The organism is Tsukamurella pseudospumae, assembly GCF_001575205.1.
Taxonomy (GTDB): Bacteria; Actinomycetota; Actinomycetes; order Mycobacteriales; family Mycobacteriaceae; genus Tsukamurella; species Tsukamurella pseudospumae.
Map to the genome: position 1 here is coordinate 42,290 of NZ_LSRE01000019.1, position 26,059 is coordinate 68,348.

At 68.0% G+C, this 26,059-nt stretch carries 25 protein-coding genes and 1 tRNA gene; 9 read left to right on the forward strand and 17 right to left on the reverse strand.

Annotation, left to right across the window (positions count from 1 at the left end; translation table 11 throughout):
- Positions 1–14 precede the first annotated feature (14 nt).
- Positions 15–770 (forward strand): CbtA family protein, encoded by a 756-nt coding sequence (locus AXK61_RS15045; RefSeq protein WP_068746106.1) that lies wholly within the window; start codon positions 15–17, stop codon positions 768–770.
- A gap of 103 nt (positions 771–873) precedes the next feature.
- Complete coding sequence (locus tag AXK61_RS25030) at positions 874–1,047, forward strand: hypothetical protein (RefSeq protein ID WP_156485681.1); 174 nt, start codon at positions 874–876, stop codon at positions 1,045–1,047.
- Positions 1,048–1,097: 50 nt separating this feature from the next.
- On the opposite strand, the gene AXK61_RS15050 is transcribed toward AXK61_RS25030, so the two are convergent.
- Positions 1,098–1,613 carry a hypothetical protein gene (locus tag AXK61_RS15050; RefSeq protein WP_068570386.1) on the reverse strand — a complete coding sequence of 172 codons (516 nt, stop codon included), beginning with the start codon at positions 1,611–1,613 and terminating at the stop codon, positions 1,098–1,100.
- A 101-nt stretch (positions 1,614–1,714) separates the two neighbouring features.
- Here AXK61_RS15050 and AXK61_RS15055 point away from each other — a divergent pair, with 101 nt between their 5' ends.
- Positions 1,715–2,248, forward strand: coding sequence for a peptidylprolyl isomerase (locus tag AXK61_RS15055; protein ID WP_068570385.1), 534 nt, complete (start codon positions 1,715–1,717; stop codon positions 2,246–2,248).
- 366 nt (positions 2,249–2,614) lie between these two features.
- Entirely contained in the window at positions 2,615–3,160 is a 546-nt protein-coding gene (locus AXK61_RS15060) for a C40 family peptidase (protein ID WP_068570384.1), read from the forward strand.
- A gap of 3 nt (positions 3,161–3,163) precedes the next feature.
- On the opposite strand, the gene AXK61_RS15065 is transcribed toward AXK61_RS15060, so the two are convergent.
- Together AXK61_RS15065 and crgA are read right to left on the reverse strand one after the other, a co-directional pair.
- On the reverse strand, positions 3,164–3,568 hold the full coding sequence (locus tag AXK61_RS15065; protein ID WP_068570383.1) for a PH domain-containing protein: 405 nt from the start codon (positions 3,566–3,568) through the stop codon (positions 3,164–3,166).
- A 54-nt stretch (positions 3,569–3,622) separates the two neighbouring features.
- The gene (gene crgA / locus AXK61_RS15070) at positions 3,623–3,916 is read right to left on the reverse strand and encodes a cell division protein CrgA (protein WP_068570382.1); all 294 of its coding nucleotides are present in this window, start codon (positions 3,914–3,916) and stop codon (positions 3,623–3,625) included.
- An 81-nt stretch (positions 3,917–3,997) separates the two neighbouring features.
- Here crgA and AXK61_RS15075 point away from each other — a divergent pair, with 81 nt between their 5' ends.
- Positions 3,998–4,639 carry an aminodeoxychorismate/anthranilate synthase component II gene (locus AXK61_RS15075; protein WP_068570381.1) on the forward strand — a complete coding sequence of 214 codons (642 nt, stop codon included), beginning with the start codon at positions 3,998–4,000 and terminating at the stop codon, positions 4,637–4,639.
- A gap of 117 nt (positions 4,640–4,756) precedes the next feature.
- Here AXK61_RS15075 and pknB read toward each other — a convergent pair whose 3' ends face one another.
- The 7 genes from pknB to AXK61_RS15110 all read right to left on the reverse strand — a co-directional run bounded on the left by pknB (position 4,757) and on the right by AXK61_RS15110 (position 14,401).
- Entirely contained in the window at positions 4,757–6,739 is a 1,983-nt protein-coding gene (gene pknB, locus AXK61_RS15080; protein WP_068570380.1) for a Stk1 family PASTA domain-containing Ser/Thr kinase, read from the reverse strand.
- Complete coding sequence (locus tag AXK61_RS15085; protein WP_068570379.1) at positions 6,736–8,187, reverse strand: serine/threonine-protein kinase; 1,452 nt, start codon at positions 8,185–8,187, stop codon at positions 6,736–6,738. The genes pknB and AXK61_RS15085 overlap by 4 nt, the downstream gene beginning before the upstream one ends.
- On the reverse strand, positions 8,187–9,701 hold the full coding sequence (locus tag AXK61_RS15090; protein ID WP_068570378.1) for a peptidoglycan D,D-transpeptidase FtsI family protein: 1,515 nt from the start codon (positions 9,699–9,701) through the stop codon (positions 8,187–8,189). The genes AXK61_RS15085 and AXK61_RS15090 overlap by 1 nt, the downstream gene beginning before the upstream one ends.
- Complete coding sequence (locus tag AXK61_RS15095; protein ID WP_068570393.1) at positions 9,698–11,119, reverse strand: FtsW/RodA/SpoVE family cell cycle protein; 1,422 nt, start codon at positions 11,117–11,119, stop codon at positions 9,698–9,700. The genes AXK61_RS15090 and AXK61_RS15095 overlap by 4 nt, the downstream gene beginning before the upstream one ends.
- Positions 11,116–12,579, reverse strand: coding sequence for a PP2C family protein-serine/threonine phosphatase (locus AXK61_RS15100; protein WP_068570377.1), 1,464 nt, complete (start codon positions 12,577–12,579; stop codon positions 11,116–11,118). The genes AXK61_RS15095 and AXK61_RS15100 overlap by 4 nt, the downstream gene beginning before the upstream one ends.
- The gene (locus AXK61_RS15105) at positions 12,576–13,040 is read right to left on the reverse strand and encodes an FHA domain-containing protein FhaB/FipA (RefSeq protein ID WP_068570392.1); all 465 of its coding nucleotides are present in this window, start codon (positions 13,038–13,040) and stop codon (positions 12,576–12,578) included. The genes AXK61_RS15100 and AXK61_RS15105 overlap by 4 nt, the downstream gene beginning before the upstream one ends.
- A gap of 95 nt (positions 13,041–13,135) precedes the next feature.
- Complete coding sequence (locus tag AXK61_RS15110; RefSeq protein ID WP_068746107.1) at positions 13,136–14,401, reverse strand: DUF3662 and FHA domain-containing protein; 1,266 nt, start codon at positions 14,399–14,401, stop codon at positions 13,136–13,138.
- Between the two features lie 211 nt (positions 14,402–14,612).
- On the opposite strand from AXK61_RS15110, the gene AXK61_RS15115 reads away from it, so the two are divergent.
- Positions 14,613–14,695 (forward strand) — tRNA-Leu (locus AXK61_RS15115).
- A 468-nt stretch (positions 14,696–15,163) separates the two neighbouring features.
- Entirely contained in the window at positions 15,164–15,385 is a 222-nt protein-coding gene (locus AXK61_RS15120) for a transposase (RefSeq protein WP_068570325.1), read from the forward strand.
- Between the two features lie 202 nt (positions 15,386–15,587).
- Here the strand turns inward: AXK61_RS15120 and istB (AXK61_RS15125) are convergent, their stop codons facing one another.
- Positions 15,588–16,376 (reverse strand): IS21-like element helper ATPase IstB, encoded by a 789-nt coding sequence (gene istB / locus AXK61_RS15125; protein WP_068570324.1) that lies wholly within the window; start codon positions 16,374–16,376, stop codon positions 15,588–15,590.
- On the reverse strand, positions 16,373–17,800 hold the full coding sequence (gene istA, locus AXK61_RS15130) for an IS21 family transposase (RefSeq protein WP_331710563.1): 1,428 nt from the start codon (positions 17,798–17,800) through the stop codon (positions 16,373–16,375). Before istA ends, istB (AXK61_RS15125) begins: the two co-directional genes overlap by 4 nt.
- A 172-nt stretch (positions 17,801–17,972) precedes the next feature.
- On the opposite strand from istA, the gene AXK61_RS15135 reads away from it, so the two are divergent.
- Both AXK61_RS15135 and istB (AXK61_RS15140) read left to right on the forward strand, forming a co-directional pair.
- On the forward strand, positions 17,973–19,349 hold the full coding sequence (locus tag AXK61_RS15135) for a Mu transposase domain-containing protein (RefSeq protein WP_068570323.1): 1,377 nt from the start codon (positions 17,973–17,975) through the stop codon (positions 19,347–19,349).
- A complete protein-coding gene (gene istB, locus AXK61_RS15140; protein WP_082789365.1) occupies positions 19,346–20,197 on the forward strand; it encodes an IS21-like element helper ATPase IstB in 852 nt (283 codons plus the stop codon). The genes AXK61_RS15135 and istB (AXK61_RS15140) overlap by 4 nt, the downstream gene beginning before the upstream one ends.
- Positions 20,198–21,194: 997 nt before the next feature.
- On the opposite strand, the gene AXK61_RS15145 is transcribed toward istB (AXK61_RS15140), so the two are convergent.
- From AXK61_RS15145 to istB (AXK61_RS15165), 5 genes are all read right to left on the reverse strand, one after another.
- Positions 21,195–21,449, reverse strand: coding sequence for a hypothetical protein (locus AXK61_RS15145; protein WP_156485682.1), 255 nt, complete (start codon positions 21,447–21,449; stop codon positions 21,195–21,197).
- A gap of 298 nt (positions 21,450–21,747) precedes the next feature.
- Entirely contained in the window at positions 21,748–22,437 is a 690-nt protein-coding gene (locus AXK61_RS15150; RefSeq protein WP_197466815.1) for a type 1 glutamine amidotransferase domain-containing protein, read from the reverse strand.
- Positions 22,438–23,414: 977 nt separating this feature from the next.
- Entirely contained in the window at positions 23,415–24,557 is a 1,143-nt protein-coding gene (locus tag AXK61_RS15155) for an acyl-CoA dehydrogenase family protein (protein WP_068570056.1), read from the reverse strand.
- Entirely contained in the window at positions 24,554–25,408 is an 855-nt protein-coding gene (locus AXK61_RS15160) for an alpha/beta fold hydrolase (RefSeq protein WP_068570057.1), read from the reverse strand. The genes AXK61_RS15155 and AXK61_RS15160 overlap by 4 nt, the downstream gene beginning before the upstream one ends.
- 193 nt (positions 25,409–25,601) lie before the next feature.
- A partial coding sequence (istB, locus tag AXK61_RS15165) for an IS21-like element helper ATPase IstB (protein WP_197466816.1) occupies positions 25,602–26,059 on the reverse strand: 458 nt, incomplete at its 5' end.

A 26,059-nucleotide genomic window follows, 5' to 3' on the forward strand; every position in this document is an offset into this window, starting at 1 on the left:
TCGGGGACCGACAAGTGGAGAAGCAGGTCATCGCCCGCGGCGCACTCGCCGGGGCGATCGCAGGGCTGTTCGCGTTCGCCTTCGCCCGGATCATGGTCGAGCCGATCATCGGCCGGGCCATCGATTTCGAAGAGGCCCGCAACGCCGCGGAGCACGCCGCGCACCCGGGGATGGCGATGGACGAGCCGGAACTGTTCACCCGCGCGATGCAGCAGAACGTGGGGCTCGGGGCGGGCCTGATCCTGTTCGGTCTCGCGATGGGCGCCCTCTTCGCGGTCGCCTACTGCGTCGCGGCGCCGAAGCTCGCGCAGTGGACCCCGCGGTCGGTGGCGCTCGCGGTGGCGGGCTCGCTGTTCGCCGGGGTCTACGCCCTGCCCTACCTGAAGTACCCGCCGAACCCGCCCGTCGTGGGCGATCCCGACACGATCCGCGAGCGGACCGGCGCGTACCTGCTCATGGTCGCGATCTGCGTCGCGCTCGTCGCCGCCGCGTGGGTCATCGGCCTGGCCGTGGTCCCGCGCCTCGGTACGTACGGCGCGGCGCTGGCCGGCGGGGCCGTCGTGATCGGCGGGCTGATCCTGGCCTGCCTGCTCCTGCCGGCGAACGCCCCGACGACGAAGGGTTTCGACCCCGACGACCTGTACTGGTTCCGGACCTACTCGTTCCTCGCGCAGGCCCTGCTGTGGGGCGCGATCGGGCTGATCGGCGGGGAACTACTGCATCGCCTGACGGTGCGCAGCGCTTCCCGGGCGGTGCCCGCCGCCGCCTGAACGATCGTCGGTGGAACTCTGCGACGACGCCTCGGCGTGTCGTCGCCGACACGCACCGAGGAACGGGGTGCGGCACGACGCAGCGGCGGCATACCCTGAGGGTATGAACCGCCGCTGCGCTCTGTGCTGGGTGGCCGCGTTGATCTCGGTCGTCGTGGCCGCCACCGCTCACTACCGCGGGGGCTGGGGCGGCCTCGACGGCCTGTTCTTCGTCATCGCACTGGCCTGGGCGCTGGTCGCGATCCAGGCGCACCAGCCCGCGGGGTGGCGCGGTTAGGTCGTGCGCGCCGGTCCGCCTGCCCGACGGTGCGCCGCCGGACCCGGTGGCTACTCGCCCTTCTTGCGCGGATCCTCGTCGGCCGCCGACTCGACCGCGACGACGACCTCCTCCTCGAGCTCCTCGACGGGGGCCGGTGCGCTGTCCGCGGTGGCGCCGGTGGCGGGCCGCACACGCGGCGGCTCCGGTGCGATCGGCGGGACCTTCGGGGTGCGCAGGACCTTGAAGGCGACGCCACCGAGGGCGAGCACGAGGGCGATGATCGCGCCGATGACCAGCGGCTTCCGCAGGGCCGGGCGGGCCGGCGCACCGTCGGACAGGGTGATCGCCTGCTCGGGATCGACGTCCGCAGGAGCGAGCCACGACCGCACCAGGCGGTAGAGCGCGGCCAGGGTGCGCCCGGTGAGCGAGAGCCCGAGGCCGGTCAGGGCGCGCGCGATGTTCGCCGGACCGACGATGCTCTGGCCGAGTCCGGAGACCAGGCGTTGGGTGTTCGTGGGGCGGTTCGCGGCGGCCGACGGGGCGTCGGCGGCGGGTGCATCCTCGAGCAGAGGGGTGGTGGCCATCGGAGGCGTGATCCTTTCAGCGGACGAGTATGAGTGCATCCACCGCCGGATTCTTACGATCTCTACCGGTTCGCACCTGCGGAGAATGGCAGAATGGCGGTGTGACCAACTCCAACGCTACCGCCCACGCGACCCTGCACACCTCTGAAGGCGACATCCGTATCGCGCTGTTCGGCAATCACGCTCCCGTGACCGTGGCGAACTTCCTCGGACTCGCGCAGGGCACCAAGGAATACACCACGACGAACGCGGCCGGTGAAGCCGCGGGTCCGTTCTACGACGGGTCGATCTTCCACCGCATCATCGACGGCTTCATGATCCAGGGCGGTGACCCCACCGGTACCGGCACGGGCGGCCCGGGTTACGACTTCGTCGACGAGTTCCATCCGGAGCTGCGCTTCGATCACCCGTACATCCTCGCGATGGCCAACATCGGCCGCCCGGCGACGAACGGCTCGCAGTTCTTCATCACTGTCGGCAAGACCCCGCACCTCAACAACCGGCACACCATCTTCGGTGAGGTCGAGGACGAGGCCAGCCGCAAGGTCGTCGACGCCATCGGCAGCGCGCAGACCGACCGCGCCGATCGTCCGCTCAAGGACATCACGATCAACTCGATCACCGTCGAGCAGTAGTCCGCTCCATCGTCGAAGAACGCCCGGTCTCCCGCGGGGAGGCCGGGCGTTTCTCATGCCCTCAGGGCGACGGTGCCGCGCGAGCGGCGGAGAGCCCCGGCAGATTCATTACTTAGCGCAGCACATTCACGATGTCGGAGTCTGTTCGCGCGGAAATTGTCGGACGGGCAAGGATTCCTGTGACTCCGGTCTCGATCGGCCCAGCTCGGTGAGCATGTTCACCCCGCAACGGGCCGTCTGAGATGGACACCCGAAGTCCGCGCTTCGTAACGTTGCCGTGATCTTGTGGAGACCGAGGCGTGATCGACACGCCGCTCCACCGGAGTCGGGAGTTCGACGAAAGTGTCCAGCGACAGTACGAAGACCATGACCGGCCGCACCACCCGCGGCACGATGCGCGCAGCCCTCGGGGCCGCAGTCGCAGTGATCGGAATCGTCGCAGCACCCGCCGTGGCCCAGGCCGCGCCGCTCCCGGCGTCCCAGGCGCCCGCTCCCCAGGCCCCCGCCGCCCGCGTCCCCGCGCCGCAGGCCCCGGCTCCGCAGGCTCCTGCCGCCCGCGCGGCGCAGGCCGCCGGCCCCGACCGTTCCGCGGTCGTCCAGGCCGCGCTCACGCGCCTCGGCATGCCCTACTCGTACGGCGCCGCTGGCCCCAGCTCGTTCGACTGCTCCGGCCTCGTCACCTGGGCGATGAACCAGGCGGGCGTGAGCGTGCCGCGCAGCAGCTACTCGCTGATGAGCGCCGGCACCCCGGTCTCGCAGGCCGAGCTGCGCCCCGGCGATGTCGTGATCACGAACGGCGGCGGCCACGCCGCGCTCTACGTGGGCAATGGCCAGGTCGTGGAGGCCGTCACCTCCGGCGTGCCGGTGCGCGTGGCGGGGATCCGCGGCTTCGTCACCGCGCGCCGCTACTGAGCCTCACGCCGGACGCAGGGCCTCGAGCTGCTGGAGCACGAGCGTGGGCGCTTCGCCCAGCTCCCAGCGGCCGAGGAACAGCAGGTCATCGCCGCGGGTGAGCTCGAGCAGCACCGACTCGCGGCCCCAGTGCCGCGTGGTCGTGCGCTTGATCTCGAGGCCGTCCCACGCGAACGTCTTACGGCCGAGCACACCGCGGTAGGTGACGCCCGCACCGTCGGCCTGCAGGCGGGGACGGAGCACCAGGACGGACACCCCGAGGAACACGAGCGCGAGGGCTCCGGCACCGATGAGCACGATCCCGACGGGGTCGGCGATGGCGTCCGTCAGTGTCGCGACGATGAGCAGCGCGAGCGCCGCCACCAGCATCACGACGCCGACACCGCGCGGCGGGCTCCAGTTATCCACAGGTTTATCCACAGCTGGGGATGAATGACATCGATGTGATTCCGCTGGTCAGAGCTACTTCCACCACATGGTCATCAACAGGCCGGTGATCATCAGGCCGAAACCGATGGCGAAGTTCCACGCCTCGAGGTTGGCCATCCACTCCAGCGGCTTGCCCGGCGCGCCCAGACCCTGCGGGTCGGCGCCGACGTAGTAGACGAGCAGCCAGGCCAGACCGGCCAGCATGAATCCGAGGAACAGCACCACGAACCAGCGGCCCGAGGGGGCGCCCACCTTGACCGGCGTCCGCGAATCGGCGGCGGCGTTGATCGTGTAATCGGTCTTCTTCCGGACCTTCGACTTCGGCATGGCTTCCTTCTACCTGGGTGCTTTTCACCTGCCAGGTTATCGGATGTACCACCGCGACCCCACCCGGCTACGCTGGAGCACGTGCGGATCCTCGTCGTCGACAACTATGACAGCTTCGTGTTCAACCTGGTCCAGTACCTCGGCCAGCTGGGCGTGGAGGCGGACGTGTGGCGCAACGACGATCCGCGACTGGACGATCCGGCCGCGGCGGCCGCTCAGTACGACGGTGTGCTGCTGAGTCCCGGTCCCGGCACGCCGCAGCGCGCGGGACGGACGATGCCCATGGTCGAGGCTGCGCGCGCCGCCGGCTCCCCGCTGCTCGGCGTGTGCCTGGGGCACCAGGCCATCGGCGCGGTCTTCGGCGCGACGGTGGACCGCGCGCCCGAGCTGCTGCACGGCAAGACCTCGCTCGTGCACCACAACGGCCACGGGGTCCTGCAGGGCCTGCCCGACCCGTTCACGGCCACCCGCTACCACTCGCTGACCGTGCTCGAGCCGACGATCCCCGACGAGCTCGAGATCACCGGCCGCACCGACTCGGGTGTGGTCATGGGCTTCCAGCACCGCGAACTGCCCATCCACGGCGTGCAGTTCCACCCCGAATCCGTGCTCACGCAGGGCGGTCACCGCATGCTCGCGAACTGGCTGGCCGTGTGCGGCTTCCAGGTCGCCGAGGCGCGTGTCGCCGAGCTCGAGCAGGAGGTCGCCGCGGCGCTCGCCTGAGCGCGGCACCGACCGGACCCGCGAGCGTGGTCGTTCTCCCCACCGATAGCGCGGGAAACCGACCGCACTCGACGGCACCGTCGGGCGGCAGGGGGACCGCCGCCCGTGCGCCGTGGGCTAGCCGCGCCGCACGTGCAGCGTGATGGTGGCCGACGAGTCCACCGGCGTGCCCGGCTTGGGATCGGTGTTCCAGACCTGCCCGCGGTCGAACAGGCCCGATGCGGCGTCCACGACGACCGTGATGTTGCTCGACGAGAAGCCCGCCTGGATGAGGGCCGCGCGCGCGGCGTTCTGATCCTGGTTGATCACGTTCGGCATGACGATCGGCTTGGCCTTCGACACCTGCAGGGTGACAGAGCTGCCCTTGTCGGCGGTCGATCCCGCGGTCGGGTTCTGGCGCACGACGGTGCCTGCCGGGGCGCTGTCGTCGACCTGGGTGACGGTCACCTTGAAGCCCGCGCCCTCGAGGTTCGAGGTCGCCTGCGAGACCTGCGTGTTGGTCACGTCGGGCACGCGCACCTGCTCCTTGCCGGAGCTGATCGTGAGCTGGATCGGCGTGTTCTGCTGCGTGTTCGTGCCGATCGCGGGGTTCGTGGAGATCACGTTGCCCTTGGCCACGGTCGGCGACGGATCGTTCTTGACGTCCTTGGCCACGGTGAAGCCCGCCTTCTCGAGGATCTCGCGGGCCTCCTTCTCGGGCTTGTTCGCGACGTCCGGCACGCCGGCGATCTTCGGCCCCGTCGAGACCTGCATGACCACGGTCGAGCCCTTCGCGACGCTCGCGTTGGGCCCCGGCAGGGTCGAGATGACGTGCTCCGCGGGAACGGCGTTGTCCGGGATGCGCTGTACCTCGACGGTGAAGCCCAGCTTCTGCAGCGCGACCTGGGCGTCGGCCGCGGGCTCGCCGATCTGCGAGGTGACGGTGGCCGTCTGGTCGCCGTTGTTGGAACTGAGCAGGTACCAGGTGGTGCCGCCGATGAGCACCAGCGCGATCACCGCGGCCGAGAGCAGCATCACAAGGCGGGAGCGGCTGCCGGACGGCGCCGGGGCGGTGTGCCTGCGCCGCGGGGCGTCGGGGGTCGCGCTGACGACCTCGGTCGGCGGATCGTCGTCCGACGGTGCGCCGTCCTCGGCGGTGGCCACCGCCGAGGCCGCCGCGGGTGCGGTCTTGGCGGCCTCGCGCCGCCGGGGCTTCGCGGGCTCGGTGAGCAGCGCGTCGCGCTCCTCGTCGGACAGCACCATCGGTGCCTCGGGCTTGCGACCCGCGAGCACCCGGATGAGGTCCTGCCGCATCTCGCCGGCGGTCTGGTAGCGGTTCGCCGGGTTCTTCGACAGCGCCTTGAGCGTGATCGAGTCCAGTTCCGGCGGGATGGTGTCGAGGATCGCCGACGGCGTGGGCGGGTCCTCGCGGACGTGCTGGTAGGCGACGGACACGGGCGAGTCACCCGTGAACGGCGGCTGGCCGGTGAGCAGCTCGAAGATCACGCAGCCGGCGGCGTAGACATCGGAGCGGGCGTCCACGGAGTCGCCGCGGGCCTGTTCCGGCGAGAGGTACTGCGCGGTGCCGATCACCGCGGCCGTCTGGGTCATGCCCGCCGACGGGTCGCTCATCGCGCGCGCGATGCCGAAGTCCATCACCTTGATCTCGCCGGCGCGGGTGAGCATCACGTTGGCGGGCTTCATGTCGCGGTGCACGATGCCGTTGCGGTGACTGAAGTCCAGGGCCGCGCAGACATCGGCCATCCAGGTCATCGCGGCCTGCGGCGCGATGGTGCCGTCGCGGCGCAGCACGTCGCGCAGGGTCTCCCCGTCGACGTACTCCATGACGATGTAGGGCAGCGGTCCGGACGAGGTCTGGGCCTCACCCGTGTCGTAGACCTGCACGATCGTCGGGTGGTTGAGCGACGCGGCGTTCTGCGCCTCCCGCCGGAAGCGCTCGTAGAAGCTCGGATCCCGAGCCAGGTCGGCGCGCAGGATCTTGATCGCGACGTCCCGGGACAGCCGGGTGTCGCGGGCCAGATGCACCTCGGACATGCCACCGAACCCGAGCGTCTCACCCAGGTCGTAGCGGTCGTTGATGCGCCGTGGCGGGGTCGTCATCGATCGTCGCTTCCGTGCAGGATCGCGCCGGGGATGGGCAGGCCGAAGATGCCGCGCGGCGGCGGCGTCGTCGTCGGCTCAGGACCGGTGGGCGGCGGCTCCGTCGTCGTGGTGGGCGGCGGCGTGGTCGTCGTCGGTGCCGGAGTCGTGGTGGTCGGCTTCGGCGGCGGCGGGGGCGGCGTGGTGGTCGTCTGCTGCGCCGTCGAGGTCTCCGTCACCGTCCGGGTGGGCGGCGGCGTCGTGGGTACGGTCCGGGCCGTGGTGCCGGCCCCGGTCGGCGGAGGTGCGACGGTGCCCGCGTCGGTCGTGGTGCTCGGCGTCGTCGGGGTGCCGTTCCCGGTGTCGTTGAAGAGCAGGTAGCCGCCGACGATCGCCGCCGCGAGCAGCAGCAGCGCGACGGAGGCGCCGAGGATCGTCTTCTGGGTCCGGGTCCAGCCGCTCTCGTCCGAGTAGGTCGACGATGCCGCGGCCCGCGGCGTGGGGTTCGAGTTGCGGACCACGGGTTGCGGGCCCGGGCGTGCGGGCGGCGGCACGATCGCCGTGGCGGCGGTCTCCGGCGCGCGCGAGGCCCCGGTGGAGCCACCGGTCCACCCCCGCGGCATCGGCGGGCGCTGGCCCGCCTTCACCGCGGCGACGGCGTCGGCGAACTCGCCACCGTTGGCGTACCGCTGCCGGGGGTCCTTGCCGAGGGTCAGCGTGATCAGCTCGCGGACCGGCGCGGGCAGGTCGGTGGGCAGCGGCTCGGGCTGGTCCCGGATGTGCTTCATGGCGACGGTGATCGCACCGTCGCCGGAGAACGGGCGCTTGCCCGCGAGGCACTCGTACCCGACCACGCCGAGGGAGTACACGTCGGAGGCGGCCGTGGCGTCCTCGCCCGAGGCCTGCTCCGGTGAGATGTACTGCGCCGTGCCCATGACCATGCCGGTCTTGGTGACCGGCGCCGCGTCGACGGCCTTGGCGATGCCGAAGTCGGTGATCTTCACCTGGCCCGTGGGCGTGATGAGGATGTTGCCGGGCTTGACGTCGCGGTGCACGAGGCCCGCGGTGTGCGCGACCTGCAGGGCGCGGGCCGTCTGCTCCAGCAGGTCCAGGGCCTGCGCCTGGCTGAGGTGGCCGAGGCGGGAGAGCACGGCGTTGAGCGGCTCGCCGTTGACGAGCTCCATCACCAGGTACGCGAGCGGCGCGCCGCCGGCCTGGTCCTCGGTCTCGCCGTAGTCGTACACGCCGGCGATGCCCGGGTGGTTCAGTGCGGCGGTGGTGCGGGCCTCGTTGCGGAAGCGGGCCAGGAACTCCTGGTCCTCCGAGAACTCGGCCTTGAGCACCTTGACGGCCACGCGCCGGTCGAGGCGGGTGTCCATCGCCTCCCACACCTGGCCCATGCCGCCGGTGGCGATCAGCCGGAGGAGTTCGTAGCGGTCGGCGATCACCGAGCCGGTCTGCAGACTCATCAGTTCCCCTGCCCGTTCACCGCGGCGCTGATCACCGCTCGTCCGATCGGCGCTGCGAGCGACCCACCGGTCGCCGCCTCGCCCTGGTTTCCACCGTTCTCAATGATGACCGCCACCGCTACCTTCGGGTCGTTCACCGGGCCGTACCCGATGTACCAGGCGTGCGGCGCTTCGCCGCCGCGCTGGCCCTGTGAGTGTTCCGCCGTGCCGGTCTTGGAGGCGATCGACACCTTGCCGCCGGCACCCTTCGTGTGCTGTTCCGATGCGACCATCAGCTCGCGCAGCTGCGCCGCGACCTGCGGTGAGATCGCCTGGCCCACGCGCTTGGGCGAGGTGCTGCCGAAGGTCGTGAGGTCCGGTGCCTGGAAGGAGTCGACCAGATAGGGCTGCATGCGGACGCCGCCGTTGGCGAGCGTCGCCGCGATCACCGCGTTCTGCAGCGGCGTCAGCGCGACGTCGAGCTGCCCGATCGCCGACTGGCCCGTCTGGGCACCGTCGGACAGGGGGCCGGTCACGGACTGCGCGACGCGCAGCGGGATGGGGTCGGGCGTCGAATTGACGCCGAAGTTGTTCGCCATCGCCTTGATCGCCTCTCCTCCGTCCTGCATCTTCGCCGTGGCCAGGTCCACGAACGCGGTGTTGCACGAGTACTGGAACGCCTGCAACAGGCTGACGGTACCGCCCGACGATTCCGGGCACGTCATCCCCGCATAGTTCTGCAGCGTCGTCCCGCCGCCGCCCGGCAGGGTGATCTGCTTGTCGGCGGTGAGCCGCGTGTTCAGATCGATCCCCTTGTTCTCGGAGAGCGCCGCCGCGGTGGTGATCACCTTGAACGTCGATCCCGGGGGGTAGGTCCAGCCGGTGGCCCGGTTGTCCATGGGCTTATCGGGATCGTCCTTGAGTTCGTTCCAGGTCTTGTTCACCGCGTCCGTGTCGTGCGAGGACAGCGGGTTCGGGTCGTAGCTGGGGGTCGAGACCATCGCCAGGATCTTGCCGGTGGACGGCTCGATCGCGACGGCCGCGCCGTGGCACGGGCCGTTCGACCCGCAGGCCGTGGACAACTTCTCGTAGGCGATCCGCTGCATCGTCGGGTTGATCGTGGTGATCACGTTGCCGCCGCTCGGGTCGCGACCGGACAGCAGGTCGACGACGCGTCGGCCGAAGAGCCGGTCGTCGCTGCCGTTGAGTATCGACTCCTCGGCGTGCTCGAGCCCGCTCGAGCTGAAGATCATCGAGTAGTAGCCCGTCAGGGGCGCGTAGGCGCGCGCCATCTGCTCGGGATAGGTGCGCAGGTACTTGTACCGGTCGTCGGTCTTGACCGACTGGGCCATCACCTGGCCGCCGGCGAGGATCGAACCTCGCTGCCGCGCGTACTCGTCGAGGAGGACGCGCTCGTTGCGGGTGTCGGAGCGCAGTTCGGACGCGCGGAAGACCTGCACCCAGGTGGCGTTCGCGAGGAGCGCCGCCACCAGCAGGATCACGACGAACGAGATGCGGCGGATCGGTGCGTTCATACGCGCTTCACGATCTCGGTCGGCCGGTCGGGGACCGGCGCGCCGGGCTTGCGGGCGACCTTGGGCTCGCGCGCCGCGTTGGAGATGCGGAGCAGGATCGCGATGAGGGCGTAGTTGGTGAGCAGCGAGGATCCGCCGTAGCTCATGAAGGGCGTGGTGAGGCCGGTCAGCGGGATCAGCTTGGTGACGCCGCCGACCACGACGAACAGCTGGATCGCCATGGTCGAGGCCAGGCCTGCGGCCAGCAGCTTGCCGAAGCTGTCGCGCACCGTCAGGCTCGCGCGGAAGCCGCGGAAGATCAGCACCAGGAACAGCATCAGCACGGCGGCCAGGCCGATGAGGCCCAGTTCCTCACCGATCGCGGCGATGATGAAGTCGGTGGACGCGAAGGGCACCATCGTGGGCCGGCCGGAGCCGAGGCCGGTGCCGGCGAGACCGCCCGTGGCCAGGGAGAACAGCGCCTGCGCGGGCTGGTAGCCGATGGTGTCGTACTTGGCGAACGGGTCCTGCCACACCTCGACGCGCACCCGCAGGTGGGGGAAGAGCTGGTACGCCGCGACGGCGCCGACGACCGCGAGGCTCAGGCCCACCACGATCCAGCCGATGCGCTCGGTGGCGATGTACACCATGGCCAGGACGGTGAAGAAGATGAGCATCGGCGTGCCGAGGTCGTTCTCGATGCCGAGCACCGCGATCGCGAGCAGCCAGACGAGCAGCAGCGGCGCGAGGTCGCGCGCGCGGGGAAGGTCGACGCCGAGCACGCGCCGGCCCGCCGACGTGAACAGGTCGCGCTTCGACACCAGGAACGCCGCGGTGAAGATGATCAGCAGGATCTTGCTGACCTCGTTGGGCTGGATGTTGAACAGCGGCGTCTTGATCCAGTTCTTGGAGCCGTTGATCTCCGACAGGCTCGACGGCAGCAGCGCCGGCAGCGCGAGGAAGATCACGCCGCCCAGGCCGATCGTGTACGCGTACTTCGACAGCGTCCGGTGATCGCGCAACAGCGCGAGCACACCGACCATGACCGCGAGGCCGAGCAGCGTCCACAGGACCTGCTGGTTGGCCTCCTGCGTCTGGCTGACGCGCCCGCTCTCGGCGTGGGCGTTGCCCAGGTCGAGTCGGTGGATCAGCACCAGGCCCAGGCCGTTGAGCATGGCCACCACCGGCAGGATGACCGGGTCGGCGTAGGGCGCGAACCGCCGCACTGCGTAGTGCGCCGCGCCGTAGAGCACGACGAACGCCGCGACGTACTTCGCGAGGTCGAGAGTGACGCGCTGTTCCTGCGCCCATTCGACGAGCGCGAGCGAGGTCCCCGTCACCACCGTGGCGGCGCCGAGGAGTACCAGCTCATGGGTTCGGGAGCGGCGGTTCGGGTCGAGCGCGATGCCCGCGCCGGGGGTGCTGACGCCGGACGTCACGAGGGCCCTCCGCGGCACGGGCGTTCGGGCGTCGAGGTCTGGGTGACGACCCGGGTGACGGGTGCGGGCGGCGGCGCGAGGGTCTCGCCCGTGGGGGGCGCGACCGTCGGGGCCGTCGTCGGCGACGGTGCCGGGGCGTTCGGGTCGGTCGGGTGCGGCGCGGGCGAGGGGTCGACCTCGGTGGTGATCGCGCACCGTTCGATGAGGTTGACCCGTTCGATGAGGTTCTTGGCCTGCTCGCGGGCGTCGTCGAGCGAGCTCGCGTAGGGCAGGCCGGCCAGGTTGGCCCGTCCGCGCGGGGTCAGGTCGTCGACGGTGAGCGGTGTGCAGCCCTGCGGCGCGCGCCCGTCGGCGGGGGCGTCCGCGATGCAGACGACCTCCTGCTGCGTGTTCAGCGCGCGACCGAACAGGGAGACCTTCACGCCGTGCGAGATCACGATGGTGCCCTTGTCGGTCGAGGCCACGAAGTAGCTCGAGTTCACGACGGACCGGGTCACGAGCAGGCCGATGCCGCCGGCGACGAGCAGCACGAGGACCGCGGCGAGCGCGATCCACTTGCGGCGGGAGCGGCGCGCGGGCTCGTCCGCGTCGTCGACCTCCGTCGCCACGACCCGACGGGGCGCCTTGCGCGGGGGCCGGAGCGCGGCGGCGCGGCCGGCGGCGGTGTTGGCCGGGGGGACGTAGTCCTCGTCGTCGTCGTTCGCGGCGCCGCCGACGATGGGGCGGCTCTGGCCGAAGCTGCTGTCCTCGACCCGCGCGACGACGACGGTGACGTTGTCCGGGCCGCCGGAGCGGAGCGCGAGCTCGATCAGACGGTCCGCGGCGGCCCCGACGTCCTCGCTGGCCAGGGCCAGGGTCTCGCCGATGGTCTCGTCGCTGACGACGTCCGAGAGGCCGTCGGAGCAGAGCATGTAGACGTCGCCGTCCTTGGCCTCGCGCAGGGTGAGCGTGGGCTCGACCTCGTGGCCGGTGAGCGCCTTCATGATCAGCGAGCGCTGCGGGTGGGTGTGCGCCTGCTCGGCCGTGATCCGGCCCTCGTCGACGAGGGTCTGGACGAAGGTGTCGTCCTTGGTGATGCGGGTGAGCTGGCCGTCGCGCCGCAGGTAGCCGCGGGAGTCGCCGACGTGGATCAGTCCCAGCTTGGACCCGGCGAACAGGATCGCGGTCAGGGTGGTGCCCATGCCGTCGAGCTCGGGGTCCTCGGCGACCTGCTCGGCGATGGTCTCGTTGCCGGCGACCATGGCGTCCTCGAGCGTGCCCAGGAGGTCGCCGCCGGGCTCGTCGTCGTCGAGCGGCTCGAGTGCGGCGATCATCAGCTGCGAGGCGACCTCGCCGGCGGCGTGGCCGCCCATGCCGTCGGCCAGGGCGAGCAGCCGGGCGCCCGCGTACACGGAGTCCTCGTTGTTGCTACGGACGAGGCCCCGGTCGGAGCGCGCTGCATATCGAAGGACGAGGCTCACGGGCGCAACTCGATCACTGTCTTGCCCACGCGCACCGGGGTGCCCAATGGGACGCGGGTGGGAGTGGTGACCTTGTTGCGGGCCAGATAGGTGCCGTTCGTGGACCCGAGGTCCTCGACGTACCAGTCGTCACCGTCGCGGGCGAGGCGTGCGTGCCTGGTCGAGGCGTAGTCGTCGTTGAGGACGAGGGTGGAGTCGTCGGCGCGGCCGATGAGCACCGGTTGTTGGCCGAGGGTGATCCGCGTGTTCGCGAGGGGGCCGTGGGTGACCACGAGGTACTTCGCGACCTTGCTGGTGCGGGAGAACAGGGCCCGACGGGGCGCCTTGGCCTCCTTCTGCCGCGGGCGCAGGCCCGAGGCGAGGCGGGCGTCCGTGCGGAGCGCGCTGATGACGAGCCAGACGCAGAGCCAGAGCAGCAGGAGGAAACCCGCCCGGGTCAGCTGCAGCACGAGTCCCTGCACGGTGTCTCCCTCCTGGTCCTGTCGACGCACACGCGCTCGGCGCCCGGTGGCCGGGCGCTTGTTGCGGGCGTACTTCCGCCGCCCCCACGTGAAATCTACTGGAAGCGGACCACGATGTCGGAGTGGCCGACGCGGATGCGGTCACCGTCGGCGAGCTCCCAGTTGGAGACGGGCACGTCGTTGACCGAGGTCCCGTTGGTGGAGCCGAGGTCGTTGAGGACGGCGGCGTAGCCGTCCCAGCGGATCTCGACGTGCCGCCGGGAGACGCCCGTGTCGGGGAGACGGAACTGGGCGTCCTGGCCGCGGCCGATGACGTTCGTGCCCTCGCGGAGTGCGAAGGTGCGGTTGGAGCCGTCCTCGAGGTACAGCGTCACGGCCTGCGCCTGGTAGCCGCCCTGCGGCTGCGCGTAGCCCTGGTCGTAGGCGGGCTGCTGGCCGTAGTTCTGGTCGTACCCCGGCTGGGCCGGCTGGGCGTAGCCCTGGTCGTAGCCCTGCTGCTGGTAGCCCTGGTCGTAGGCCGGCTGCTGGTAGTTCTGCTGGCCGTAGTTCTGGTCGTAGGCGGGCTGCTGGGCGTAGTTCTGGTCGTAGCCACCCTGCTGCTGGTAGCCGCCCTGGTCGTAGCCCTGCTGGCCCTGCTGCTGGTAGCCCTGGTCGTAGGCCGGCTGCTGGTAGTTCTGCTGGCCGTAGTTCTGGTCGTAGCCACCCTGCTGCTGGTAGCCGCCCTGGTCGTAGCCCTGCTGGCCCTGCTGCTGGTAGCCCTGGTCGTACGCGGGCTGCTGGTAGTTCTGCTGGCCGTAGTTCTGGTCGTACCCGGGCTGCTGGCCGTAGCCCTGCTGCTGGTCGTACCCCGGCTGTTGCTGCTGCTGCTGGTAGCCGCCCTGGTCGTACTGGCCGCCGTGCCGTCCCTGGTCGTATCCGGGGTTGTTGCTCATCGAATCGGCTCCTGATTCTGCAGGTGGTCGCTGGGGTACAAGGTTCTGGGGAACTGCGTCCGGGTCCACGGTGCCGCGGGCCCGGAACTGGCCGGTGTGCAGACCAGGTGACTGTTCGAAATGGACGACCACGTCACCATAAGTCTGCCAGCCGTTGTCATGGATGTATTCGTCGAGGTGCTTCGAGAAGGCACGGATCGCGAGTTCGCGGTCCGCCTCGAAGGTCTCCTGGTCGGTGGGGGAGACGGCGATGACGTACTTATTGGGTACCAGGTACGCCCCGTCTCCCAGTGTCTGCAGCTGATCCTCAGCCTCGCGCTGGAGTGCGGCCTCCACTTCCTGGGGGACCACCTTGCCGCCGAACACGCGGGCGAAGCCGTCACCGACCGCTCCCTCGAGCTTGCGCTCGAACCGTTGCAGGATTCCCATGGAACGACTTCCCCCTTCCTCAGCGTGTCGAGATGCATGTCCTGACCAATGATGATAGCCGCGATCGAGGCACGACGAGGTCAGCGTAACCCCATTCGTCTCAACTGTCCCTTTGGTAGCACGTACGACGGTGCCCGGGCAAGGTCCGCGCCCAGGTAGCGGTCCGATTTCGCGGAGTCCGGCGGATCGTGTTAATGTTCTCGGGTCGCTCGGGCGAGTGGCGGAATGGCAGACGCGCTGGCTTCAGGTGCCAGTGTCCTTAGGGACGTGGGGGTTCAAGTCCCCCTTCGCCCACAATGAGCAGTTCTATGAACTGCAGCACCCGGGGTCACGAACTCGAAAGAGCTCGTGACCCCGGGTTTTGTAGTTTCTGAGGTGGTGTGACGAGCTTGGATGTCGCATGGCGTCGGAATTGGTCTACTCGCCGGCTACTTGCTGCGACGCCAAGTGCGCCAGCATCGCCTTCGACACGATCTGCGCCCAGCGACTCAAGTGGGGAATCTCCGCCGGGTTGGTCTGCTCCATAGTTGATCGCCGCGAGCATCCGTATCAGCGTCACCACCGGAGGCGACCAGGTTGGTTTGACCACGCGCGAGGTGGGTCCACTGAGGGTCGCGCTCAGGCGACGTGTGCGAATGGCGAGACAAGATGTATCCCTTGGTGGACCGCTCGCGTCGCGCTGGCGTGTTCCCGGTAGATCGGTCCATCCCTGACTGGAGTCCGTGATCGCCCCGAGGTGAGGCAGGTAGGACACTGATTGGTATGGCTGGTCGGAAGAGGCATTCGGCGGAGGAGATCGTCCGGAAGCTGCGGCGCGCTGATGAGCTCGCTGCGGCGGGGTCAACGGGTGAGCAGATCGCGGCGGAGTTGGAGGTGTCGGCGGCGACGTTGTACAACTGGCGCCGCAGTCACGGCGGTATGGATGTCGATGCCGCGCGCGAGCTTAACCTCGGTCTTTCGTGGGTGAGGTCGTGTCGGATATGAAGAAAGGTGCTCTGAGCGGGAAGAATAGGGGTTACCACACACCGTATTCACCGCACTCGAAGGAGCACCTTTCCGGTGAGCAAGTCTACGTCCTGTTACCCGGCTCTTGTCGCTTGCCAGGGTGATGGGACCACCTGGTTGCCGCGAGCATGGGACCACCTTGGAGTGCGCTTGTGAGGATGCATCGTGGTGGCGGTCGGCGTCAAGCGCTCCGGTCTGGGCGGGTGCGTTGGCGGTAGGACGGGCCTTCGATGACGAGGGTGTGCGCGTTGCTGGTGAGCCTGTCGATCGCTGACTGGGCCAGGAGGGTGTCGGCGGTCATCGTGAGCCATTCGGAGGGCTCGCGGTTGCTGGTGACGATGGTGCTGCGGGCCTGGTGCCGTTCGACGACGAGCTCGTAGAAGTCGTTGGTCTCGGTGGCGTCGAGGGGCCGCAACGCGAAGTCGTCGATGATCAGCACGTCGACGCTGCTCAGTCGGCGGAGTTCGGCGTCGACGGTGTTGTCGAGGCGGGCGGCGCGGAGGCGGGTGAACAGTTTGTCGGCGCGGGCGAACAGCACGGTGTTGCGGTGTCGGCCGATCACCATGTGCCCCAGTCCTGTTGCGAGGTGGGTCTTGCCGACTCCGACCGGGCCGAGGATGATCGCGGACTGACCGGCGTCGACGAACCGCAGCGAGGTGAGGTCACTGAGCAGGGTGCGGTCGTAGCGCAGGTCGGGGGCGGCGTTCCAGCCTTCGATGCGCATGCTCTGGTCGAGCCCTGCCTTCGTTGCTCGTAGTGTCGCCGAACGGGATTGGCGTCGTGACACTTCATCGGCGAGCAGCGCTTGGAGGAATCCGATGTGGGACAGGTCGTGCTGTCGGGCGAGGGCGGCTCGTTCGGGCAGGGTGTCGGCGAGCGCGCCGAGCTTGAGAGCCTTGAGGAGGGCGAGCATATCGGCGCCGATGGGTTCGGTCGGGCCTGCTACGCGGGGCGTGCGGGTGGTGGTCATCGGTTGCTCTCCTGGTCAGGATCGGCGTCTTCCGGCAGGGGTGGGACTGCTGTGATATGGCGTGTGGGAACGGTGAATTCGGATGGGTCGCGGGCGAACCGGGTATGTCCGGCGCCGGCCGCGGCGGGCAGCTGCGGGGTGGCGGTCTCGGTGCCGGCGGCGAGCATTGAGCTGATCTTGCTCACCGAGATCACATCCATGACCAGCGCGGTCTCGCAGGCCGCGTCGACCGGGCTGGGGCCGTAGCGTTTGACCAGCCCGATCAAGGCATAGACGGACCGCATCCGCGTCCATGGCAGCGGATGGTCGAGGATCCGCTCGGCGTAGATCCCGACGTGATAGCCGTGACCGGCGCAGGTAGCGACGAGTGTGGTGAGATCACGCATCGCGTAGCCGACGTTGTCCTCGGGCAGGTCAGCCCGATCGGTATGGCGGGCGCCGGGCCGTTGCCGGGGATGCACCTTGACCAGCTGTCCGCGGTGGTAGAACTTCACCAGCTCACTGTCGGCGCGGGCATCGAGCGTGACGCCGATCCACTGCCCGGGCAGTGAGTACAACGCCTTACCGATCTCGGCATGGAAGTCCTTGTGCACCTTCACCTGCTTGAGGATCGGCTGATCGTATCGGGCGGGGACTGGCAGCAGCTGAGGCTGCTCGGCTGCGGTGAACACCTCCAGCGGACGAGCGCACGTGGTGCCGTGCACCCGCATGCCGGCGACCTCCCGGCACCACCGCTCCGCCCGGGCCTGCGCGTCGTCAAGATCAGTGAAATGCTCACCAGCCCAGAAGTTGCCGCGCACATACTGCACGGCACGTTCGACCCGAGGCTTGTCCTTCGGGGACCGCACCCTTGCCGGGTCGGTGCCGAACCCGACGTGCTGCGCGTAATCCAACCACCCGTCGCCGAGCGTCGGAGTGAGCTGATCAGCATGATTGACAACAGGTTTGAGATTGTCAGGCACGATCACCGCGAACACACCGCCGAAGAACTCCCACGCCGCCTCACAGCCCGCGATCACCGCCGACAGCGTCTGCGAGTACGTCAGCCACACGAACTGATGCCGCGAGTAGACCGCGCTGAAGATCAACGCGTGCACCTTCCGCCGCCGACCGGTGTGCGGGTCATCAAGCATCCCCATGTAGGCGAAGTCGAGCTGGCACTCGACCCCGGGGTCGCCGTCCGCGACCCGCACCGTGCTCTCACGACGACCAAAACCGCAATGCTCCGAAGCGAATCGATGCAACGTCCGATACGGCACATCGCAGCCCTGCCGGGCGAGCAGAGTATGGATCTTCGTCACCGACAGTGGCCGGTCACCACCCTCACCGGCCACCCAGGCTGTGATCTGCTCCTGATGCGGCGCCAACGCATCCCACGCCGCACCATGCCCGGACGTACGTACCGGCCGGACCGCTGCGACCACTGCCGCGACCAGCTCATCATCGATCCGCTCCGGGCTGACTGCGCTCTTTGATTCTCCCCAGTTCTGCTAACTGAATCTCCTCACTTGTGTGCATCCGTCAAGTAAATGGGCGGGCCTTCTCCGATGCTGGTGGTCTCTAACACGCACCAGCTCGAGGAAGGCCCGCTCGTTCATGCTCACACAAGGAGAGACCGTGGAAGCACATGCCCTGCGCAAGCAGGGGTGGACGATCTCAGCGATCGCCCGTCATCTTGGTCGGGACCGGAAGACGGTCCGAAACTATCTGAACGGGGTAACCGAACCCGGTGTCCGGCAACGGGAGGCTGATCCGTTCGAGCCGTTCATCGAGTACGTCACCTCTCGGCTGCTGGAGGACCCACATCTGTGGGCGCAGACCTTGTTCGACGAGCTCGTCGGCCTGAACTTCGATCAGTCGTATTCGTCGCTGACGCGGCAGATCCGGGCCCGTGGACTGCGGCCGGTATGCCCGCAGTGCACGACCGCGACGAACCGGCCGAACGCGGTGATCGAGCACCCGCCAGGGGAAGAGACGCAATGGGATTGGCTGGATCTGCCGGATCCGCCCGCGTCGTGGGGGTGGGGCAAGACCGCGCACCTGCTGGTCGGCACCTTCTCGTGCTCGGGCCGGTGGCTCGGCTACCTGGCACCGAATATGACCCGCCCGCAGCTGATCGCCGGCCTGGACCGGATCACCCGCCAGCTCGGTGGGGTGACCCGGCGGTGGCGGTTCGACCGGATGGCGACGGTCTGCTACCCGTCATCCGGTGACCTGACAGCTGAATTCGCCTCGGTGGCCAAGTATTACGGCGTCAGCGTCGATATCTGCCCACCGCGCAGCGGTCACCGCAAAGGTGTCGTGGAGGGCGAGAACCGGAGCATCGCGCAACGGTGGTGGCGGACCCTGCCGGACAAGATGACCGCGGAGCGGGCCCAAGCGTCCCTCGATGAGCACTGCCGGGTCCGCGCCGATACCCGGATGCGGGCCACCCGCGATGGCCGCAGCTCGGTACTGACCGTCGCTGCCAGCGAGCCGCTCACACCGCCACCGCCGACGCCGTATCCCGCGGTTCCGTGTGAGCCGAGGAAGGCCTCAAGGCAGGCGCTGGTGGCCTGGCGCGGCAATCAGTACTCGGTGCCGCCGGAGTTGGCGATGGGCGAGGTCACCATCACCCAGCGGCTCGGCGACCAGCACATCGATATCGCCACCACTGGCGGGATTGTCATCGCCCGGCACCGGCTCGCCGCCCCCGGCACCGGGACGCAGGTCCGCGACACAGGTCACGTGCACGCCTTGAACACGGCAGCGATGGCGGCAGCCTCGGCCACCGACGGACGCCCGCATCGCCGAAAAGAGCGGATCCCGCCCGGCGAACGCTCACAGCAGGCTGCGCAAGCCCTGCGCGAGAACACCTCTCCCATTCCCAGCCGACCCGCTGACCGACCGGCACCCACCACGGCATCGGATGCCGTAGTGATCGACCTCACCGCCTACGAGGCGGCCGCACAGAACAGGAACACCCTCCTATGACCAGCACCAGCACCAGCACCAGCAGCAGCACCAGCGGCAGCGGCAGCGGGGTTTCCACGGCGTCGTTGTATCAACAACTGCGCAGTCATCTCGCTGTCCTCAAACTCGATGCCGCCGCAGCGGCGCTACCCAGCGTCCTGGAGACCGCGACGAAGCAAAAGTGGACTATGACAGCGACATTGGAGCACCTGCTGGCCGTGGAGGTCGACGCCACCGAAGCCCGGCGGCTGGCCGGCCGGATGCGCTTCGCGTGCCTGCCCACGGGGGCAACGCTCGCCGACTTCGACTTCGACGCCGCACCAGGCGTTGATCAGGCGTTGATCCGTGAGCTCGGGACCTGCGCCTACCTCGAATCCGCGACGAATGTGATGCTCGTCGGGCCGGCCGGCACCGGCAAGACCCACCTCGCCGTCGGTCTCGCCCACGCAGCGGTGCACGCCGGGTACCGCACCTACGTCACCACCGCCGCAGACCTTGCTGCCCGCCGCCACAAAGCAGCGATCGAAGGCCGCTGGTCGACGACCATGCGGTTCTTCGCCGGCCCGACACTGCTCGTCATCGATGAACTCGGCTACCTACCTCTACCCGCTGAGGCCGCATCCGCATTGTTTCAGGTTGTCGCACAACGGTATCTGAAGACCTCGATCCTCATCACCACCAACCGATCCGTCTCCGAGTGGGGTGAAGTCCTCGGCGACACCACCGTCGCCGCCGCGATGCTCGACCGGCTCCTGCACCGCTCCGTCGTCCTCAAGCTCGACGGCGACAGCTACCGCCTCCGAGACCACCACGCCCGCAACGAAACCCACCGGACAGCCATCGCACCCACCCGCCGACCGCTACAATAGCCCCGCACCCAGGTGGGGAATTTCAATGAGCATCACTGGGGAATTTCGATGAGCCTCGTCACCCGCCGGATCCGACCGGGCCAGCCCCACCGCCTCAGCTGCCTCAACATACCGGCGGACTGTCTTACGATCCACCCCGCACCGCTCGGCGACCTTCCGATACCCCGGCGCAGGACCGGCGCCGCCCGCCCCGAGCCACACCCGGAGCACCTCACGAACCTCGTACACACTGACCTCCCGAAACGCCATGCCCGTCATCGAACGGGCAAACCAGGGGACCACCCGACGCGACGCGCCGGGTGGTCCCATAACTGGCAATCCAGGTGGGCCCATGCACCTGGCAGAAATCAGCTCAGGGTGGTCCCATTCTCATGGCAGACGACACGACTCAGGGTGGACCATTCGAGATATCCCCCGGAGATCACAACGAGGTCCGCCGGGCGATCCAATGGACGCCGGGCGGGCATCGTTGCCTGCCGTCAGTTGAGATCCGTCTGCCCGGGCTCCGGTGGGCTGTCATCGTTCGCGCCGGGGCCATTGAAGGTCGTCTGCCCGGGTTCCGGCGGACCTTGAGGTGGTGTCGTTGTAGTAGCACCAGGCCCCGTGAATGTGGTCTGGCCGGGCTCGGGCACTCCCTGCGGTGCTGTGGTCACACCACCGGGTCGTGGCACGGTGGTCGTATTCGTGGTGTGCGGAGTCGGTTTGGCGGCGGGAGCCGACGTGGTGGGGTGTGCAGGCGTTCCACCGCTGTGCGGTGCTGTCGTGCCCGCGTGCTCCGGTGCTTCGTGACCGACGGTGGGGGCTCCCGCGACCGATGCGGTGCTGGAGCTCGGGGATGCCGGTACCGAGGGGCTCGTGGTCGTACCGGGCGTGTCGGAATCCCCGCAGCCGGAGAGGACGAGCGTCAAGCCGGCTGCCGCGGCGATGGCCATGTGTGGAGTTCGCATGCGATTACTTCCTGTGTGGTCGAGCGGTTGCGCGAATCGCTACGGGTCGATCAATCGTGCTCGAAGGTGTGCATATCCAGGTGCTCGTGCGAGACGGTCTTGCCGTCCGGGGCGTCGATCTCGAGGGTTCCCCAGCGCACCACGTAGGTGAACTTCTCGTGTGTGGCGATATAGGTGTCGCCTCCGTCGAGACGGACGTCGTCGATCCAGAGCCAGTTCTGCGTGCGGAGACCTTGGCCGATGTACTGCAGGTCGGTGCCGTTGCGGCAGATCACAACTTTGGAGAGAGCGGACTCGGCGACCACCGCTGCTACCCCCCTGTCGCAACTGGGCCCGCCATCTGTGAACCCCTTGGGGCCGTACGGGGATGCTGCGGCGGCTCCGGATCCGAGCGTGCTGCCCAGCAAAGATGCAGCGACGACGGCGAGTGAACTTGTCAGTGCGAAACGCGATTTCATGTGGATTCGTTTCTTCATGATCTTTGCGACGCGTCGGCTTCATCTGCGGATAACACTCGTCACGGCGTCTGGTCGAGACGAGGCGATGGCGCAGTATCTCTTGAGGTGGGTACGGTGCGGAGTCTCGAGCTGAGTGCGGTGATACTCAATCGAGCTCGTCGAGCGCGTCGAGGACCAGTGCCGCGGTGATCCCACTGCTGTACTGCTGTTGGCCGGTGATGAGATTGCCATCGCGAATGGCGAAGGGCTCGTTCACATCGAGGTGGCGGAACTCGGTGTTCGGGTTCTTGGCGGCTTCGGACTCGATGGTGTAGTCGTTGAGAATCATGCCGAAGGCCTCGTTCACGGCGTTCTCCTCGCCGTCGGTGAATCCTGTCCAGCGCTTGCCGTCCGCGAGGAGTTCGCCGTTGGAGAGGCGGGCCCACAGTAGGATCGATGATCCGTGGCAGATCAGCGTGGTGACCTTGCCCGCCTCATAGAAGTCGGCGATCAGCTTGTGCAGCGCAGGATTGTCCTTGAAAGTCAGCAAGGGCCCGCCGCCACCTGCCACCCACACGGCGTCGTAGTCCGCGACCGAGACGGATCCGAGGGGGATCGTCGCGTCCAGGAGCGCGCCGAACTTCTCGTGCGTGACGAAGCCGAGGCTGATCAGGTCGTCCACGTACTGGCCGCCTGGCGTTCGTGGGTCGCTGTGCGTGTCGTACATGACCTTGCCCCCGTCGGGGGATGCGAGGTCCACAGTGTGTCCGGCTTCGATGAATGTCAGGAATGCGCGCGTCATCTCTTCGGCGAAGAATCCCACGGGGAACCCGCGGAGTTCCGCGGTGTTCGACACGATGGACAGGATCCGGCGAGGCTTATGCGTTTGAGCAGAGCGGGTTTCGAACCGATCGATGTCGACGGGCATTGTGCTTCTCCTTTGGTTGAGGTTGATCTGAATCTACCTTCACTGCGGCAAAGCATCGAGATGCTGATGGCATGGTTCGGAAGGTTCTGTGGGCTCACAGCCATTGGTTGTCAATGGCTCTTGCTAATGATCGTGGGGGTGGACTCCTGGTCAGCCGATTTGGCAGACCCAACTGCTGGTGTCGTCCGAGTAGACGTACGTTCCGGCGACTCCCATTCCGGTGGTGCAGGGCTTGCCCCCCGGGTCGTCATCGCGAACCTTCGGAGAAGTGGTGGGCCCCGTCCCGTTCTCCGACGGGTTGTCGCCTCCGCCGTGATTCGGATTGGTGCAGACAGTGCCTTGGTCGGGGCCTGTGCAGGGCACATCGATTGTCCCGCCACTATTGGGTGCCTGGGGCGTAGCGGGCACAGTCCTGGTCACCGTGTGTGTCGGCCCGGAGGGCACGGTCGTTGTCGGGCCGACGTTCCCGCTGTTACCCGATGTCGGCTCGCTGGGCCGGGTGGGGACGGCTTCCTGGGAGTGCGGCGTGGCGACGGAAGTCGGTGCAGCGGCCGACGAGCTCGGGACGGGCTTCGAGTCCTCCGAGCAACCGGCGCTGAGTAGTGCGAGCGCGGCGACGCTCACGATGATCGCAACGGTGTGCTTGCGCACCATGGTGTTCCCTTCATGTCCGGTTTGCTGTGCTCTCGTCGGGCACTGCTTCTCGTCGGACTCACGCACCGGTTCCGGCGGGTGCTGCTCGCGAGCTGCTCCGCCACGTTGCCGATCGCGCTTGTGATCGTGTGCCACCACTTGTCCTGACAGTTGGCGTCACGACGTGACCGCGCGCTACGCGCTGTGCGCGATGTGGCGGAATGATCAGGAAGCTGTCTCATCGTTCACCGTTGTCGGGCGGGGCAATAAGGCTATCGGCCGAGGAGATGGTCGGAGATCAGTTTGAGCTGGATCTCGGATGTCCCTTCGAAGATCTTGGTCAGACGTGCATCGCGCCAGTACCGTTCGGCGGCGTATTCGCTTGTGTAGCCGGCGCCGCCGTGGATCTGGAGTCCTTCGCTGGTCACCTTCTCCGACATCTCACTCGCGGAGTACTTGACCATCGAAGCTTCGAGGTCGGCGCGGCCACCTGCGTCGATCGTGGTGCAGACGTGGTACATCATCTGGCGATTCGTCTCGATCTGTGTGGCCATGTCTGCGAGCTTGAAACGGATCGCCTGGAGGTCGCTGATCGGCCGGCCGAACTGTTGCCGGTTGAGCGCGTACTCGGTGGCATCCTCGAGGGCCCCGCGGGCGAGCCCAATGCTGCGCGCTGCTGTGTGCGCGCGCGCGGTCTCGAGCTTGTGCATCGCCGCATAGAAGCCGCGCCCCTCCTCACCGATGAGGGCGTGCGCCGGGAGACGGAAGCGATCGAAGGAGAGCTCCCAGGTCTTCCAACCGCGGTAGCCGACCTTGCGGATCGGTGTGCCGCTGATGCCCTCAGGGAAGCTGCCACGCTCCTTGTCGATTAAGAAGACGCTGATCCCGCGGTGCCGCTTCGTCGGGTCCGGATCGGTGGAGGTACGCGCGAAGAGCATAATGAAGTCGGCCTGGTCGGCGTAGGTGCACCACATCTTGCTGCCGGTGATCACCCAGTCATCGCCGTCGCGCCGGGCGCGGCAGCTGATGTTCGCGACATCAGATCCGGCCTCGTTCTCGGACAGGGCGAAGGCGCAGAGGTATTCACCGCGGGCCATCCGGGGCAGGATGTCTCGCTGCTGCTCTTCAGTGAACCCCGGTAGCAGAGAGTTGCCACGAGCCATGAGGCTGCCGACGCTCATCCAGGCGCGCGAGAGCTCCTCGGCGATCATGCAGTACTCGAAAGCACCCAGTCCGAGTCCGCCGTATTCCTCTGGGATGAGGATTCCGAAGAAGCCGATGTCGGCCATCTTCTGGCGCAGTTCGTCCGGGATCAGGCCGTTGACCGGATCCAACCCGTTCGCCACAGGGAGGACCTCCTCCATGGCGAACTGCCGTGCGAGCTGCTGCAGCTCACGGCGCTCTTCGGTCATCATAGGGCGCTCGCCTCGGCGAGAATCGGCGCTACGTACTCCTTGAACTTGATCGGGTCCTCCGACATAGGAAAGTGGCCCATGCCGGTCATCTCGACGAAGTGACAGCCGGGGACCTTGTCGGCCAGCTCGCGGCCGGCGGACGGGGGCGCGGACCAGTCGTATTCGCCGCTGAGGACCCACATGCCGACCTTGGTGGTGTCGATCAGGGGCGCGGAATCGGTGAGGTCGTGTCCGATCATGTAGTACGCGAGGTCGCCCTTGAAGACGGGCGGCGCGCCCTGGCTGTAGACCCAGACGGTTTCCCGGACGTACTTCTCGGGGCTGGTGGGTGAGCAGAGGGTCTGCATCAGTGCCGGCTTGGTGTCGTTGCTGATCTGGGGGTGGTAGAGCCACGGGAGGATGCGCTCCATGCCGTGCGAGTGCAGCGCCGCTTCGATGCCGACGACCGCACGGTAGTTGTCCGGACAGGCGAGGGCGAGGTCTGCTGCGAGGTGACCACCCATTGAGCAGCCCATGAAGATGGGGCGGTCCAGGTCGAGCTGCTCGGCGAGCTGGTTGTGGAACTCGATGAAGAACTCCTTGGACAGCGAGTACTCGGTCTTCCACCACTCGATGCCTTCGGGCGGCAGCGATCGGCCGTGGTACGGAGCGTCAGCGGCGATCAGGCGGTACTTGGAGGTGAAGTCGGGGTCCTCGAGGAGGTGGCGCCACTGTCGGCTGTCACAGCCTGCGGTGTGTTGGAGGACGACGGGGATCCCCGTGCCGGCCTCCTCGAAGTAGATCCGGTAGTCGACGCCCTGGACGGTGAGCGTGACATAGCGACCGACAGCGGTCGAGAGCTGGGCGGTCATGCGGAGACCTCCTGGTTGGCGAGCGCGCGGATGACGTCCAGCGAGCGCCGGATAGCGGGGTAGTAGGCCATGATCTGCTGCATGTCGCCTTCGATTGCGAAGCCGTGGTAGAGCATCGCGGCGTAGTAGTTGTCAACGGCGGGTGAAATCTGATCAGCAGACGACGGCTGAAAGTTGAGCAGCTGTCGGGTGTTTAGTCGCGATCCTTGCCGAGGAGTTCTCGGCGGGATCTGGTGCGGTAGCTATCGCCCGAGAGGGTGAGAACCTCCGCGTGGTGGACCAGTCGGTCGATCATCGCGGCTGCGACGATGTCGTCGGAGAACGTCTCGCCCCAGCGGCCGAACGGCAGGTTGCTGGTGACCATGATCGAGCCCTGCTCGTAACGGGTGCTCACGAGCTGGAAGAACAGGTTCGCCGCGTCCGGGTCGAACGGGATGTAACCGATCTCGTCCACGATGATCAGCTTGTAGCGTTTGATCTTCTTCAGCTCGGCCTCGAGTCGGCCGGCCTGGTGCGCGGCGGTCAGGCGGGCGATCCAGTTCGTCGCGGTGTCGAAGAGCACGGAGTAGCCGTTCTGCGCGGCCTTCACTCCGAGCCCGATCGCCAAATGGGTCTTCCCGATTCCAGGCGGCCCGAGCAGGATCACGTTCT

What these genes read in the sequence shown, in the direction of transcription:
- AXK61_RS25030 (WP_156485681.1), top strand. Translation starts at nt 874, where the DNA reads ATGAACCGCCGCTGCGCTCTGTGCTGGGTGGCCGCGTTGATCTCGGTC.
- AXK61_RS15050 (WP_068570386.1), bottom strand. Translation starts at nt 1,613, where the DNA reads ATGGCCACCACCCCTCTGCTCGAGGATGCACCCGCCGCCGACGCCCCG.
- AXK61_RS15060 (WP_068570384.1), top strand. Translation starts at nt 2,615, where the DNA reads ATGACCGGCCGCACCACCCGCGGCACGATGCGCGCAGCCCTCGGGGCC.
- crgA (WP_068570382.1), bottom strand. Translation starts at nt 3,916, where the DNA reads ATGCCGAAGTCGAAGGTCCGGAAGAAGACCGATTACACGATCAACGCC.
- pknB (WP_068570380.1), bottom strand. Translation starts at nt 6,739, where the DNA reads ATGACGACCCCGCCACGGCGCATCAACGACCGCTACGACCTGGGTGAG.
- AXK61_RS15085 (WP_068570379.1), bottom strand. Translation starts at nt 8,187, where the DNA reads ATGAGTCTGCAGACCGGCTCGGTGATCGCCGACCGCTACGAACTCCTC.
- AXK61_RS15090 (WP_068570378.1), bottom strand. Translation starts at nt 9,701, where the DNA reads ATGAACGCACCGATCCGCCGCATCTCGTTCGTCGTGATCCTGCTGGTG.
- AXK61_RS15110 (WP_068746107.1), bottom strand. Translation starts at nt 14,401, where the DNA reads ATGGGAATCCTGCAACGGTTCGAGCGCAAGCTCGAGGGAGCGGTCGGT.
- AXK61_RS15120 (WP_068570325.1), top strand. Translation starts at nt 15,164, where the DNA reads ATGGCTGGTCGGAAGAGGCATTCGGCGGAGGAGATCGTCCGGAAGCTG.
- istB (WP_068570324.1), bottom strand. Translation starts at nt 16,376, where the DNA reads ATGACCACCACCCGCACGCCCCGCGTAGCAGGCCCGACCGAACCCATC.
- AXK61_RS15135 (WP_068570323.1), top strand. Translation starts at nt 17,973, where the DNA reads ATGCTCACACAAGGAGAGACCGTGGAAGCACATGCCCTGCGCAAGCAG.
- istB (WP_082789365.1), top strand. Translation starts at nt 19,346, where the DNA reads ATGACCAGCACCAGCACCAGCACCAGCAGCAGCACCAGCGGCAGCGGC.
- AXK61_RS15155 (WP_068570056.1), bottom strand. Translation starts at nt 24,557, where the DNA reads ATGATGACCGAAGAGCGCCGTGAGCTGCAGCAGCTCGCACGGCAGTTC.
- AXK61_RS15160 (WP_068570057.1), bottom strand. Translation starts at nt 25,408, where the DNA reads ATGACCGCCCAGCTCTCGACCGCTGTCGGTCGCTATGTCACGCTCACC.